15 protein-coding genes are annotated in these 13,626 nt (G+C 70.7%); 10 read left to right on the top strand and 5 right to left on the bottom strand.

Annotated elements, in window-relative coordinates; all coding sequences use genetic code 11:
* Nucleotides 1-325: 325 nt before the first annotated feature.
* Nucleotides 326-1,405: a fatty acid desaturase family protein gene (locus ACFC79_RS17930; protein ID WP_376241131.1), complete on the top strand. Its 1,080-nt coding sequence runs from the start codon at nucleotides 326-328 to the stop codon at nucleotides 1,403-1,405.
* 82 nt (nucleotides 1,406-1,487) lie between these two features.
* Nucleotides 1,488-1,670, top strand: a complete 183-nt coding sequence (locus tag ACFC79_RS17925; RefSeq protein ID WP_376241129.1) for a hypothetical protein — start codon at nucleotides 1,488-1,490, stop codon at nucleotides 1,668-1,670.
* A 157-nt stretch (nucleotides 1,671-1,827) separates the two neighbouring features.
* On the opposite strand, the gene ACFC79_RS17920 is transcribed toward ACFC79_RS17925, so the two are convergent.
* A complete protein-coding gene (locus tag ACFC79_RS17920; RefSeq protein WP_376241127.1) occupies nucleotides 1,828-2,703 on the bottom strand; it encodes a hypothetical protein in 876 nt (291 codons plus the stop codon).
* 220 nt (nucleotides 2,704-2,923) lie between these two features.
* Here ACFC79_RS17920 and ACFC79_RS17915 point away from each other — a divergent pair, with 220 nt between their 5' ends.
* A complete protein-coding gene (locus ACFC79_RS17915) occupies nucleotides 2,924-3,829 on the top strand; it encodes an oxygenase MpaB family protein (RefSeq protein WP_376241125.1) in 906 nt (301 codons plus the stop codon).
* Nucleotides 3,830-3,923: 94 nt separating this feature from the next.
* Here the strand turns inward: ACFC79_RS17915 and ACFC79_RS17910 are convergent, their stop codons facing one another.
* A complete protein-coding gene (locus tag ACFC79_RS17910) occupies nucleotides 3,924-4,499 on the bottom strand; it encodes a TerD family protein (protein WP_376241123.1) in 576 nt (191 codons plus the stop codon).
* Nucleotides 4,500-4,997: 498 nt separating this feature from the next.
* Here ACFC79_RS17910 and ACFC79_RS17905 point away from each other — a divergent pair, with 498 nt between their 5' ends.
* From ACFC79_RS17905 to ACFC79_RS17895, 3 genes are all read left to right on the top strand, one after another.
* Nucleotides 4,998-6,431 (top strand): LCP family protein, encoded by a 1,434-nt coding sequence (locus tag ACFC79_RS17905; RefSeq protein ID WP_376241322.1) that lies wholly within the window; start codon nucleotides 4,998-5,000, stop codon nucleotides 6,429-6,431.
* 180 nt (nucleotides 6,432-6,611) lie between these two features.
* Nucleotides 6,612-7,025 (top strand): roadblock/LC7 domain-containing protein, encoded by a 414-nt coding sequence (locus ACFC79_RS17900; protein ID WP_376241121.1) that lies wholly within the window; start codon nucleotides 6,612-6,614, stop codon nucleotides 7,023-7,025.
* A 61-nt stretch (nucleotides 7,026-7,086) separates the two neighbouring features.
* Nucleotides 7,087-7,575: a GNAT family N-acetyltransferase gene (locus ACFC79_RS17895; RefSeq protein WP_376241119.1), complete on the top strand. Its 489-nt coding sequence runs from the start codon at nucleotides 7,087-7,089 to the stop codon at nucleotides 7,573-7,575.
* On the opposite strand, the gene ACFC79_RS17890 is transcribed toward ACFC79_RS17895, so the two are convergent.
* The gene (locus ACFC79_RS17890) at nucleotides 7,473-8,897 is read right to left on the bottom strand and encodes an MFS transporter (RefSeq protein WP_376241117.1); all 1,425 of its coding nucleotides are present in this window, start codon (nucleotides 8,895-8,897) and stop codon (nucleotides 7,473-7,475) included. The two genes, ACFC79_RS17895 and ACFC79_RS17890, sit on opposite strands and share 103 nt — an antisense overlap.
* 68 nt (nucleotides 8,898-8,965) lie before the next feature.
* On the opposite strand from ACFC79_RS17890, the gene ACFC79_RS17885 reads away from it, so the two are divergent.
* The 3 genes from ACFC79_RS17885 to ACFC79_RS17875 all read left to right on the top strand — a co-directional run bounded on the left by ACFC79_RS17885 (nucleotide 8,966) and on the right by ACFC79_RS17875 (nucleotide 11,294).
* The gene (locus tag ACFC79_RS17885) at nucleotides 8,966-9,382 is read left to right on the top strand and encodes a MerR family transcriptional regulator (RefSeq protein WP_376241115.1); all 417 of its coding nucleotides are present in this window, start codon (nucleotides 8,966-8,968) and stop codon (nucleotides 9,380-9,382) included.
* A 4-nt stretch (nucleotides 9,383-9,386) separates the two neighbouring features.
* Nucleotides 9,387-9,920: a GNAT family N-acetyltransferase gene (locus tag ACFC79_RS17880; protein WP_376241113.1), complete on the top strand. Its 534-nt coding sequence runs from the start codon at nucleotides 9,387-9,389 to the stop codon at nucleotides 9,918-9,920.
* Between the two features lie 300 nt (nucleotides 9,921-10,220).
* Nucleotides 10,221-11,294: an enoyl-CoA hydratase/isomerase family protein gene (locus tag ACFC79_RS17875; protein ID WP_376241111.1), complete on the top strand. Its 1,074-nt coding sequence runs from the start codon at nucleotides 10,221-10,223 to the stop codon at nucleotides 11,292-11,294.
* Nucleotides 11,295-11,337: 43 nt separating this feature from the next.
* On the opposite strand, the gene ACFC79_RS17870 is transcribed toward ACFC79_RS17875, so the two are convergent.
* Complete coding sequence (locus ACFC79_RS17870) at nucleotides 11,338-11,565, bottom strand: hypothetical protein (protein WP_376241109.1); 228 nt, start codon at nucleotides 11,563-11,565, stop codon at nucleotides 11,338-11,340.
* A gap of 170 nt (nucleotides 11,566-11,735) precedes the next feature.
* The gene (locus ACFC79_RS17865) at nucleotides 11,736-12,221 is read right to left on the bottom strand and encodes a hypothetical protein (RefSeq protein WP_376241107.1); all 486 of its coding nucleotides are present in this window, start codon (nucleotides 12,219-12,221) and stop codon (nucleotides 11,736-11,738) included.
* Between the two features lie 515 nt (nucleotides 12,222-12,736).
* Here ACFC79_RS17865 and ACFC79_RS17860 point away from each other — a divergent pair.
* Nucleotides 12,737-13,573 (top strand): pentapeptide repeat-containing protein, encoded by an 837-nt coding sequence (locus tag ACFC79_RS17860; protein ID WP_376241105.1) that lies wholly within the window; start codon nucleotides 12,737-12,739, stop codon nucleotides 13,571-13,573.
* Nucleotides 13,574-13,626 lie beyond the last annotated feature (53 nt).

Here is a 13,626-nt window from a genome sequence, read left to right as displayed (position 1 = left end):
AATTCCTCAAATTTGACTAGTGAGGGCTGGGGGCGCCGAGCGTACTCCACTCGAACGCGATCGACGTCCGGAATCGCCGTGATTCACCTCACTTCCGGGAGTCCGGGTGGTTCGGTACGGGGGTGGGCGGGGTGAGAACCCCGTCGTCGATGGGGGTGGCCCCCGGGTGTCCGGGTGCTGGCCCCCCGTGGGCGACGGGGGGTGGCCCGTGAGAGATCGGGGGGTCGGCCCCGAGGAAGTCCGGGGGCTGGCGCCATGGTCGCCGAACCTCCCCTCGCCCTACGTTTCTCCAGGTCAGCGCCGCTCTTCAAAGACCGGAGAACTCATGTCCCAGGCCACAACCCCCGTTGTGGAAGGCCCCAGCGACGGCACGGAAGACGTCGGCGGAGCCGAGGGTTCCTCGACCGCTCCGAGCCGGGGCAGCGACTTCGCACCCCTGCTCAGGACGGTCAGGGGGCAAGGGCTTCTGGAACACCGCGCCGGCTGGTACGCGGCAGGCATCGCCGCCAACCTGATCGCCCTCGGCGCGGTCGTGGCCGGCATGTTCCTCCTCGGCGACACCTGGTGGACCCTCCTGCTCGCACTGCCGCTGGCACTCTTCTGGTCCCGCACCGCGTTCATCGGGCACGACGCCGGACACGCCCAGATATCCGGCGACCGCAGGGCCGGCCGGGCCATCGGCCTGGTGCACGCCAATCTGCTGCTGGGCATGAACGAGGCATGGTGGAACGACAAGCACGTCCGCCACCACGCCAACCCCAACCACATCGACAAGGACCCGGACGTCGGAGTCGGTGCCCTGGTCTGGACGCAGCACCAGGCGGCCCGCCGAGAGGGCTTCGCCCGTTGGCTCACCCGTAACCAGGCAGGGCTGTTCTTCCCCATGCTGCTCCTCGAAGGCATCGCCCTCAAGATCTCCGGCTTCCAGTACCTGGGCCGGCAGCCCGCCCGGGAACGCGCACTCTCGGCACTGCTGCTGGTCGCGCACCTCGGTCTCTACGCGGCGCTGCTGCTCACCGTCATGTCGCCCGGCAAGGCGGCCGTCTTCGCGCTGCTGCACCACGCGCTCTTCGGGCTCCACCTGGGCATGGCCTTCGCGCCCAACCACAAGGGCATGGAGATGCCCGACCCCGACGGCGAACTCTGGGGCCACCTCCGGCGCCAGGTACTCACCTCGCGCAACGTACGCGGCGGCATCCTCACCGACTGGTTCCTCGGCGGCCTCAACTACCAGATCGAGCACCATCTCTTCCCGAGCATGCCGCGACCGCATCTGCGCCTGGCACAGCCCCTGGTGCGCGCACACTGCCAGGAGCTCGGCATGCCCTACACGGAGACCGGACTGATCGAGTCGTACCGGCAGGCATTGCGGCACATGCACGAGGTGGGCGAGCCGCTGCGGTGAGACTCGGGCAGGCTGGAACCTACGGGCCCGTACGGGCGTTCTCACAGCAGAAGCGGTTCGGGCCGCAAAGGAGGCATGGACCATGTCGAACAGTGCGAAGATCGCCATCGGGGGAGTCGTCGCTGCGGTCGTCCTGATGCCCTTCATCGGCTTCTGGCTGTCGTTGCTGGTCCTGATCGGGGTTCCGGCGGTCGCCTACCTGATGCTGGACCCCGCCCAGCGGCGCAGGCTCCGCCGGATCACCCGCAAGGAAATAGGACGCTGACGCCGGGGGCGCCGACGGGGGCCGTCCCGGCGATGCCGAAGCCCCCGGCGGACCGGCGCAGGTCGCCGGAGGGGTGCGCGACAGGACGCCCACGCAGGCCCCGCATGCCGGGACGGGCGAGCGAATCGGGGTGACGCGCAGGGCCCGCTCGGCCTCTTCAGGCGGGCCTCACCGCGATCGCCTCCAGCGACTCCAGCAGACCGGGCAGTGCCGCGCCGCGCCCGACCGGCAGTACCTCGCCCGGTTCGTCGTCCAGCAGGACGAATGCGACATCGTCCGTCCGGGCGACCAGTGACCAGCCCGGTCCGTCGGCACGCAGCATCCGGGCATCGCCGCCGGCGAAGGAGGAGCGGACCCGGCCCGGTGGCGGCGGCGCTTCGAGGTAGGAGTGCGCCTCGGCGAGCGCACGCCGCAGACCGGCGTGGGACACCGGGGACGTGTCCCCGGTGAACGCCCCGGCGGCCCCGCGGGGCGTGTCGCCCCGGTCCGGCGCTTCGGCGTCGTCCGCCGGGCCCGCGGAGGTGCGGGCCCGTTCCTCGTCGAGTTGTTCCCGCCACGCCGCCCACCGGTGTGCGATCTCGTCCGCTCCCATGCGCCGCTGGGCGGGCCCCCACGCGTCCGTGTCGGGGGGCGCCAGCAGAACCGGTCCGGTGCCCCCGGTCCCGGGGCCGGACGGTGGATTGTGCGGGGCGGGCAGATCCGGGGCCGCGACGGCGACGGGGAGCGGCCAGCCGGGCAGGGCGCAGACCATGGAGCGGTCGTCGGGGGAGAGGTCGTACTCCATCCCGCAGTCCCAGGCGGCGATCGCCGCGGCGACCACTGACACGTCGTCCACCGCGACGGTCCAGCGCGCACCGTCGGAGTCCTGCCCGAGGACCAGGCCGTATCCCTCGGCGTACGGTTCGAGGGCGAGCGTCGCACACGCGGCGGGGTAGTCGTCACCGAGCACGCTCGGGAACTGTGCGGGTGTCAGCAGCGCCGCGGTCAGCACGTACAGTGCGTCCTCGGCGACCGCATCGCTCGTCCCTGCCACGGCACCCTCCTCGTCCGGCACGGTTGTCCGTCGGCGCACCTTAACGAGCGGGTAACCCACTCGTCGAGGCCCTGACAAGTGGTTCGCCGGTCGAGGGGTGGCACTCCTTCCACGGTGGCGGACGGCGATCCGCTCCGATCGATGGTGCGATCGTCCGCGCGATCCGATGCTCCCTCGCCGACGTAGAGTGGGCCCTCCGGCAGAGGCGAGGGGCAATGCGGTGAAGAGGTACGACCGTCTGAAGGAGATCCAGCGGCTCGATCCGGAAAGGGATTTCCTGCGCATCTACCGGATCACCGCGACCTACGAGTTCCCCTGGGACATCGCCCGCGCACTCGAACTGGCCCTGTACCGCACCTATGCCGTGCCGAGCATCGGCCAACTCCTCGCCAAGACCGGGGAGCTGACGGACCGTTCGCAGAAGCGCTACGACGACACCGCGCTTCTGCTCGACACGGTCGTGGAGCACGGCTTCGCCGGCGAACCCGGGCGTACGGCCCTGCGCCGGATCAACCAGATGCACCGCAGTTACGACATCAGCAACGACGACATGCGCTACGTGCTGTGCACGTTCGTCGTCACTCCGAAGCGATGGCTCGACCGCTACGGCTGGCGTCGGTTGTCCGCCCACGAAATGCGGGCGTGTGCCGCCTACTACCGGACCCTGGGTGCCCACATGGGCATCAAGGACCTCCCGGAGACGTACCAGGACTTCGAGCGCACCCTGGACTCCTACGAGGCCGAACACTTCGGCTGGGACGAGGGGGGCCGCCGAGTCTCCGACGCCACGCTGGAGCTGATGGCCTCCTGGTATCCGGGCGTTCTTGCCCCCGTCGCGCGAAGGGCCGCCCTCGCGCTGCTCGACGACGCGCTGCTTCGCGCCTTCCGGTACGAGCGTCCGGGGCCGGTGGCCCGCAACCTCACCCACGGTGCGCTGCGGCTGAGGGCGCGGGCCCTGCGGTTGCTCCCGTCACGGACCACTGCGCACTACGCGCGGCAGAACCCGGAGATCAAGGGATACCCGGACGGGTACGAGGTCTCCGGGCTCGGGACGTTCCCCACTCCCGGCCTGCGGGGCTGTCCGGTCCCGCACCGCCGACGCGACGAGCCCTCGGCGAAGGAATGAGGACGTGCGGGACGGTCCGGGCGCGCGCCCTCTCCCCGCGAACCGGTGGAGCGGCGGGGAGAAGGCCGCGCACGACGCCCGTACGGTCCTCGGATCAGACGTTGACCCCGTAGTCGGACGCGATACCTGCCAGCCCCGATGCGTAACCCTGGCCCACCGCCCGGAACTTCCACTCCGCGCCGTGGCGGTAGAGCTCGCCGAAGACCATGGCGGTCTCCGTCGAGGCGTCCTCGCTGAGGTCGTAGCGGGCGAGCTCGATGCCGTTCGCCCGGTTCACCACACGAATGAAGGCGTTGCGGACCTGACCGAAGCTCTGGCCGCGGCTCTGGGCGTCATGGATGGAGACCGGGAAAACGATCTTGGCGACATCGGCGGGGACGGCTGCCAGGTCCACATTGATGGACTCGTCGTCGCCCTCGCCCTCACCGGTGAGGTTGTCGCCGGTGTGCTGGACCGAACCGTCGGGGCTCGTCAGGTTGTTGTAGAAGACGAAGTGCAGATCGGAGAGGACCTTGCCGGATTCCGAGCACAACAGCGCACTCGCGTCCAGGTCGTGGTCCGCGCCGGTCGTCGTGCGTACGTCCCAGCCCAGGCCGACCGTCACCGCGGTCAGGCCGGGCGCCTCCTTCGACAAGGAGACATTGCCGCCCTTGGCCAGGCTCACACCCATGAACATCCTCCATTGATCCAGTGGTACAGCGATCCGGTGAGCAGCGCGTCGTCGGCCGCCACCTGGGTAAACGACCGCGACACTTCCATGGTTCCCACATTTGCGCAATTCTTGAAGTGATCGATGAGGAGGGCTGACCGGCATCCGGGCGGCGCCTGCGGACTCCCCGTCCGGCCCGGGTCCGCCCCCGTCGGCGGGCGTCACCGTCCCCGTGGTAAGGGCATGCGCGCCGGACACTTCGTTCCGGTGCTTCGGGCGTGTTTCCGCCCGTCTTCCGCGGGAAGTGCTTCAGGCTGACTGTGAGCAGGTCCGATGATCCTTCAGAACAGCGGCACTCGCTACTTTGCGCAACTGTAAAACCACAGGGCGGTGGAACGCGTCTTCCCTCGGGGAGGCCGGGGGCTTCCGCCTTGAACCGGACGGACGGGGTGGCCGATGACGACAAGCAGCAGGAATGCGACCGGCAGGTCGAGAGGAAGCCGCCTGCGCCGAACCGCCGTGTCCGGGCTCTCCTTCCTGGTGCTGCTCGTCGCGGGTGTCGGGTGGGTCTACCTCAAGGTGAACGGCGGGATCGGCACGTTCAGCGCGGACGGAATCTCCGGGGACCGGCCACCGGGCTCGTCGGGCGGGCAGAACGTTCTGGTCATCGGATCGGACTCGCGCTCGGGGGACAACAGCGAACTGGGCGGCGGCACGGGCGCGGTGGGACGCTCCGACACCGCTTTCCTCCTCCATGTGTACGGCGACCGCAAACACGCCGTCGCGGTGTCGATTCCCCGGGACTCCCTGGTCGACATCCCGGCCTGCAGACTTCCGGGCGGCACATGGACCGCACCGCAGCACGACGTCATGTTCAACGCGGCGTTCTCGGTGGGCGAGACCGCCGAAGGAAATCCGGCCTGCACCCAGAACACCGTCGAACACCTCACGGGCCTGCGCGTCGACCACACCGTCGTCGTCGACTTCGCCGGTTTCTCCGCGCTGACCTCGGCCGTCGGGGGCGTGCCCGTCTGTCTGCCCCACGACATCCACCAGCGTGATCTCAGCCCGAAGATGCCCACGCAGGGCGCGCGGATCTTCGCGAAGGGCCCGCAGACCGTCTCCGGGCAACGGGCGCTCGACTACGTACGGCTCCGCCACGGGATTGGTGACGGCTCCGACATAGGGCGGATCAAGCGCCAACAGGCGTTCGTCGCCTCCCTGATCAAGAAGGTCAAGTCGCGCGGCATGAACCCGACCACGCTGCTGCCCCTCGCCGACGCGGCCACCGACGCGATGACCGTGGACCCCGGACTCGGCTCGGCCGACCGGCTGCTGTCGTTCGCGATGTCGATGAAGGACGTCGACCTGCACAACACCAAGTTCGTCACCGTCCCGTGGCGGTACGAGGGTGCCCGCATCGCGATCGTCGAACCCGATGCCGATGCGCTGTGGGCCGCGTTGAAGGCCGACCGGACGGTCGACGGCCGGGACGCCAGTGGCAAACGATCCGCCGGGGACGACCGGGCCGAAGAGGCTGGGACACCGACACCGACACCGGACGCCGACGCGCTTGTGGGCAAGGGCATCGACGTCGCCGTCTACAACGGCACCACGGTCACCGGACTCGCCGCCCGTGCCACCGAACTCCTGCGCTCCCGGGGCTTCAACGTCACCGCCACAGCCACGGCGAGCCGCCAGGACCACGCCACGACGGTCGTCGACTACGGGCCGGGTCTGCGGAGCGAGGCCGAGGCCACAGCGCGAGTGCTGCCCGGGGCCGGGACGACGGCGTCCGACGCCCCGGGAATCCGGGTCGTTCTCGGCAGCTCCTTCGTCCGGAACCCCGCGGTCGCGACGCCGGATCCCCACCCCTCCGGGGTGCCGTCCGCCGTTGCCGAGGGAGTCCGTTCGGCCGATGACAACCCGTGCGCCAACCTGTCGTACGGCTGACCTCCGTCGGCCCCCGAAACCTCGCGGCGTCGACTTCGGTACGGTTCGGCCCGCGGCGTCGTCACCAAGACATCCGGACCGGCCACATGGCCGAGGAGTGCTTGCCCGTTCGTGACCAGTGCGCAAGGCTTACGCGAAACGTGGGGCACGGGGAACGCATGAGCGGGGAGGAGCGGGGATATGGCGCTGGACAAGGAACTCGACTGGCTCCTTGACGATCTCACGAACAGGGTCGGGCACATACGGCACGCGCTGGTGCTGTCGAACGACGGCCTGGTGACGGGGGCGAGTACGGCGCTGGCGCGCGAGGACGCCGAACACCTCGCCGCGGTCTCGTCCGGGCTGCACAGCCTCGCCCGTGGCTCCGGACGCCACTTCGGTGTCGGCAGGGCCCGGCAGACCATGGTGGAGTTCGACGAGGCGCTGCTGTTCGTGACGGCCGCGGGCGAAGGAAGCTGCCTGTGCGTATTGACCGCGGCCGACGCCGATGTCGGCCTGGTCGCCTATGAGATGACCCTGCTCGTCAACAGGGTCGGAGAACACCTCGGTGTCGCGGTGCGCCAGTCGGGGAACGGGGAGGACGACCAGATCTGACCGGCCTCGGGAGTCGGGTAAATCGCTCGCACCGGGGAGGTCGCACGGGCATCCTGACCAGATGAGAATCAGGCAAGCCACCGACGAGGACTGGTCGGTCGTCTGGCCGTTCTTCCACGAAATCGTGGCCGCGGGCGAGACGTTCACCTACCCGCTCGATCTCGGGAAGGACGACGCCCGATGGTGGTGGCTGCTCGACCCACCGAACCACACGGTCGTGGCGGTCGACGACGACGGCACGGTCCTCGGCACCGCAAAGATGAACAACAACCACATGGGCAATGGATCGCACGTCGCCGGCGCCAGCTACATGGTCGACCCCAGGCACGCGGGGCAGGGGGTGGGACGGGCCCTGTGCACGTACTCGTTGGACTGGGCCCGCGCATCGGGCTTCCGGGCCATGCAGTTCAACGCCGTGGTGGAGACGAACGTCCACGCCGTCACGCTTTACGGGTCGCTCGGATTCGAGATCCTCGGTACCTTGCCCGAAGGGTTCGACCATCCCGCACACGGACTCGTCGGACTGCACATCATGCACCGACGCCTCTGACGCCCCTGCGTGGCTGTCGTCCGGCACCCACGTTCCCGTCGCGCCACGACCCGTGTGCGCAGGAGCCGACGGACGCCCCGCTGCCGCCGTCGCCGACGACTTCCGTTGAGTTTCCGTACGACGATGCCGGTGGGAACGGTGAGGATCATCAGTACACCGCATCCGACGAGGACGGCGGGGGCGCTGGTCCGGTCGAGGAGGAAGCCCCCGAACGCGGCTCCGACGGGGGAGGCCGTCAGGAGCACGGCGCTGCGCGCAGCCAGAACCGTGGTGAGCAGGTCGGCGGGTGCGCGGTCCTGGATCAGGGTGAGGGAGAGCGCGGCGTAGGGGCCGTAGACGAGTCCGGCGAATGCGAAACCGACCAGGGAAGGGAGGGCGGTGTCCGCGAGGGCGAACGGGAGCAAGCCGATGCCGTGGCCCCCGATGATGCCGAGTATCGTCGGCCACAGGGGAAGCCGTCGGGCCGCGCCCAGGGCGAGAGCGCCGATGAACGCTCCGATGCCGAAGGCAGCCCAATAGGCACCGAGCAGCCCCGCGCCCGCACCGAGGCCGTCGGAGACGAACAAGGGAAGGGCGACTTCGACCGGGCCGAAGACGAGGTTGAACACCCAGGTCACGAGGAGCAGGCCGAGGAGTTCCGGCTGACGGCGCAGAACCCTCAGCCCGTGCTGTGCCCCGCCGGTCACCGGGGGCAGCGGTGACCGGGGCAGGGCCGTGCGGCCGGTCCGGACGGCGAGCACGGCGAACGTGGCGGCGTCCAGGCCGATGATCCAAGCCGGGGACACCGCTCCCACGAGAAGGCCCGCAAGAGCGGGGCCGGCGATGGTGGCGCTCCACAGGCTGGTGCTGAGCACGCTGTTGGCAGCCAGGCGCTGGTCGGCAGGGAGCAGAGGACTGAAGAGTGCGTGCTTGCCGGCCTTGCCCCAGGCATGGAGCAGCGAGGAGGCACCCAGGAGCCCGACATACACGGCCGGGGTGAGCAGCCCCGCCAGGTGCGCGAGCGGTATCGCCCCCAGCAGCAGGGCCCGTAGCGCGGCGTCGGTGACCAGGAGCCGCCGCGCGGGAAGCCGGCGCATCCACCTGCCCAGGACCAGCGCGCCCAGGGCGCCGGGCAGGACGTAGGCGGCGACAGCGATGCCGGCCAGCGCGCCCTGGCCGCCGTCGGGCCCCAGCGCGAGCGCGAGCCACGCGACCGCGACCACGGTCATGCCGTCGCCGAGATCGGACAACGCGAAGACCGGCATCAGCCGCCGAAAGGTGCGGTCGGCGAACAGGGAGCGGTAGGGGCCCGGCAGCAGGCGTCCCGTTGCGGCTGAGAACATGCTGGTCACAGTCGTCCTTCAAGCACGCTTGAAGTCAAGACCGGACGGGGACCGAGGAAGGAGCGGGCATGCGGTATCTGCCCATCGGCGAGCTCGCGGACAAAGCCCGCGTGCGACCATCGGCGCTGCGCTACTGGGAGGAGCGCGGTCTGCTGCCCCGCGCGCGACGCGAAGGAGGACGCCGGGTGTGGCCCGCGACCACGGTCCGCCGGGTCGCCCTGATCAAGATGGCGCAGCGGGCAGGGTTCACCCTCGCCGAGATCACGCAATTGCTGGCCGATGACACCACTCCGTCCGCCACCCGCCAGTGGAGGGACATGGCTGCGCGCAAACTGCCCGAGCTCGATCGGCACATCGCGCAGACCCGGGCTCTGCGCCAGGCGGTTGCGGACTGCCTGGAGTGCGGCTGCATGAAATTCGATCAGTGCGTACTCCTCGACACCACGGATGCGACGCCAACCGGCACCACAGCAAGCGGGGCGTGAGGCCGTGGACGACATCACCTGTCGTGCGGCGGAGAGCGAGCGGGACAAGTCCGCCGTCATCAAGGGCGAGTTCGTCTCGGGCGCCGTCTTCGAAGTGGCCGTTTCCGAGAGCGGGTTCTCCCTTCGGCTCGCCGAGCTGGACCCGCCGGTTCACAAGGTCTTCCCCGACGAGGAGCCGGAGCACGCCGAGGTGGCGGAGGGCGGTCGCCGGTTCGTCGCGCTGGATCGCGATCGTGTGTGCGGCTATGTCGACACGGAGTACGAGCCCTGGAACCGTCGCCTGACCATTGCCGATATCGAGGTGGCCGGGCCATACCGGGGCCGGGGCATCGGACGCGCGCTGATGAACCATGCCATCGACTGGGCCCGGGAGTGCGGTGCCGGGCACGTCTGGCTGGAAGTGACGAACATCAACGTTCCGGCCATCCGCGCCTACGAACGGATGGGGTTCGTCCTCTGCGGCCTCGACACTTCTCTCTACAGCGGCACCGAGTCCGACGGGGAGACGGCGCTGTACATGAGCCTCTTCCTGGACTGATCCGCCGATCGGCGGCAGGCCCGGGGATTGGATGTGAAGGCGTAACGACCTGGGGAGCAGGAGCCCGCTGAACCGGGACCGGTACTCGCTGCGGTTCCGCCGCCACGGAGGCAGGAGAGCAACCGCGCGATGCGCAACCGTCCCGCGCCGCTGTGCTCATGCCGCCCGCGCCCGTCGGCATCCCGCAGTCCGAGCCGGGCACCCTGCCCGCCGGGTACCCGAACCCGCCGCGCAGAATGTCAGCGGAAGATCGTCCGGGTACGACGGGCGATACGGCACAGCGGTCGACCGGAGCAGCGCATGAACCATGACGATTCCGTTCTGTTGCACACGGAGGGGCACCTCCGGCACATCACGCTCAACCGCCCGCGTGCCCTCAACGCGCTGAACCACGCCATGGTGCTGCGCATCGACGAAGCACTCGCCGAGGCCGAGCGCGACGACTCCGTCATCGCCGTCCTGATCACGGGCGCGGGGGAGCGGGGCCTGTGCGCGGGCGGCGACATCCGCTCGATCCATGACGACGCCAGGGCCGGTGGCACGGCGTCGACGGCGTTCTGGCGCGACGAGTACCGGCTCAACGCCCGTATCGCCCGGTATCCGAAACCCTATGTGGCGATCATGGACGGGATCGTGATGGGCGGTGGCGTGGGCGTCTCCGCCCACGGCGACGTCCGTGTCGTCACCGAACGTTCGCGCGTCGCCATGCCCGAGACCGGCATCGGATTCGTCCCCGACGTCGGTGGGACGCGTCTGCTCGGCTCCGCACCCGGCGAGCTCGGCACCCACCTGGCGCTCACGGCACAGGCGGCGGGAGCGGGCGACGCATTGCTGTGCGGGCTCGCCGACCACTTCGTGCCGACGCGAGACCTCGCCGCCCTCACCGCGGAGCTCGCCGACTGCGGCACGCCCGGCGAGATCGAGGCGACGGTACGCGACCACGCCGGGCCCGCGCCGGACAGCGAGCTGGCGGCACACCGCGAGTGGATCGACGCCTGCTATCGCGCCGACTCGGTCGAGGAGATCCTCGACCGGCTCGACGGCAGTGGTGTTCCCGCCGCCGGGCGGGCCGCCGAGACGATTCGCGCCAAATCCCCGACCGCTCTCAAGGTGACCCTCTCCGCACTGCGCCGGGCACGCGAGCTGGACAGCCTCGAAGCGGTGCTGGACCAGGAGTACCGCACGTCGTGCACCGCCTTCGCCGGGGCCGATCTGGTGGAGGGCGTGCGCGCCCAGATCATCGACAAGGACCGCTCCCCGCGCTGGAGCCCGGCGGAGCTGGCCCAGGTCACGGAGGAGGACGTGGCGAGGTTCTTCGCCCCGCTGGGCGACCGTGAACTCGGGCTGGCCCCCGCCCGGTGGACGGTCGGCTGAACCGGTTCGGCCCCGCGCCGAAATCGGCCCCCTGACTCGTCCGTCAGCGCCCGCCACCAGGCATGCCCGGCCGGAGCGACCGCACGAGGTCGAAGAACCGTGATTCGTTGCCGCACAGTCCCGCGCGCTCCAGAGCGCCGTCGGCCTCGGCGATCGGTGAGGCGAGCAGTGGCACGTACAGCGGCCCGTCCTCGGGCTCCGCGAGTGCCGCCCGGGTGGCTTCCAGAAGGCGGACATACGCCTGGGCCGCGGCGAGTTCGTCGTTGCGCATCTCAGCATCTCCCGATCGGATCGGAGGTGTCGGACCCACCAGCATTCCCCATGGGTCCGACAACGCTCTCGCACGGCGGCGCCGGAGCACCCGTCAGGTGCCGTTCCGGGAGCCCGGCGACGGGAATCCGACCGGCGGTCGGACGACGGCCCGCACACGGCCCGCGCCCGTCACCGTCCGCCGGCCGGGGCCCCGGCCGGCGGCTCGACCTCCAGGAACCTGCGGCGGCGCGGCCCGCGGTAGAGCAGCACCGTCCAGCCCAACTCCCGCAGCGCGGCAGCGCACCGGCCGAGCTCACGTTCCTCGGCGTGCGCGGCCCCGCTGCCGACGGGACCGAGCCACTCGACCCGCACGCCGCCCGGTGTCTCCCCCCGCGCCACGCGGTACCCGGTCGCCGTCCGTGCTCCCGTGCCGTCGACGGCCGACGCCGTCAGACCCGATGCCTCCAGGGACAGGGCGACCGCCCGTATCGGCCGGTTCGTCTCCCACGGCGCGGGCACTCCCTCCGGGTCGGGGAGCGACGCGTTGGTCAGCCGCCGGATCTGCAACATCCCCTCGAACGCGGCCCGCACCGAAGGGGCGCGCCGATCGTCCGGCTCCCTCGGCGGGCCGTCGCCCGTCGCCGGTTCGAAGGCGGTGTCCTTCTCGATGCCCATCGGTGTCCCCTCCGCCACGCCGTACTGCCACCAGTGTGCGTCGCGCCACTGACATCGGTACCGACGCGCGCGTCGCCCGTGACCGTGCCGCCGGACGCGTCGCGTCGTCGAGGATGTCCTCGACGGTCGGCTGGACACGGGAACGCGCCGCACGGGCGCGAAGTCCCGGGGGCGGACGGGCGCCCGACGCGTACCGACGGGGCGACGGCCGGACGGGCCGAGGCGGTCCCGGCACCGTCCGGCGCGGTTCCGGCCGGTGGGAGCGGCGGAAGAGGACTGGCGACGACAAGTCCGCGCAGGGGCGGTCACCGGTGGACCACCGAACGGGACGGGGCGGCCGACCGCGTGCGTAGCGGCGTGAAGAGACGCTCCTGCGTCGGGGAACGGGAGGACGGGCGCCATGGCAGCCGGGGCCTTCGGCGGTGGTGACGGTGTGCCCACCGGCGCGCACGGGCGACGCCCACCGATAGAGTTGGCTGTCCGAAAACTCTTGCGCCCCGAAGGACCCACGCACCGTGCCCGACAACGTCCAAGGCCCCGGAAGCGGCCGCACGGCACTGCGTGCCGACTGTGCGAACTGTTTCGGACTCTGCTGTGTCGCCCTGACTCTCACCAGGTCCGCGGACTTCGCGATCGACAAGAAGGCCGGCGAGCCCTGCCGCAATCTCCGGGAGGACTCCCGCTGCGGAATCCACTCCGAACTGCGCACCCGCGGCTACCCCGGCTGCACCGTGTACGACTGCTTCGGGGCCGGGCAGAAGGTGTCCGGCGAGACCTTCGGCGGACGGGACTGGCGCGCAGATCCGGACACCGCCCGGCGGATGTTCCAGGTTTTCCCGGTGATGCGACAGCTCCACGAACTCCTCTGGTACCTCACGGAAGCACTGTCCCTGGAACCGGCCCGCTTCCTGCACGGCGAGCTCCGGCACAGCCTCGACGAGACGGAACGCCTCACGCGCCTTCCGGCGGACGAGCTCGCCGACCTGGACGTGGCCGCGCACCGCGAGACGGTCGCCGCACTCCTGCACGAAGCCGGCCGGGCGGTCCGGGCCACCGCACCCCGCGGCAAGAAGCGCGACCGCCGCGGCGCCGACCTCATCGGCGCCCGGCTCAGGGGCGCGGATCTGAGGGGTGCCGACCTGCGCGGCGCGTACCTCATCGCGGCGGACCTCACCGGGGCCGACCTGCGCCTCGCCGATCTGATCGGCGCGGACCTCCGGGACGCCGACCTGTCCGCCGCCGATCTCACCGGAAGCCTCTTCCTCACCCAGGCCCAGCTCAACGCGGCCGGGGGCGACACGGCGACGAGGCTGCCACCGTCGCTCGACCGCCCCGCGCACTGGGGCCGCTGACCACCGTCCCGGACCGCACCATCGTCGGCCCGGACACCACCGTTCCGCCCCGG

This window comes from Streptomyces sp. NPDC056061 (assembly GCF_042266885.1).
Lineage (GTDB): Bacteria > Actinomycetota > Actinomycetes > Streptomycetales > Streptomycetaceae > Streptomyces.
The sequence above is the reverse complement of the archived record's forward strand: the minus strand, read 5'-3'. Positions and strand labels throughout refer to the sequence as shown.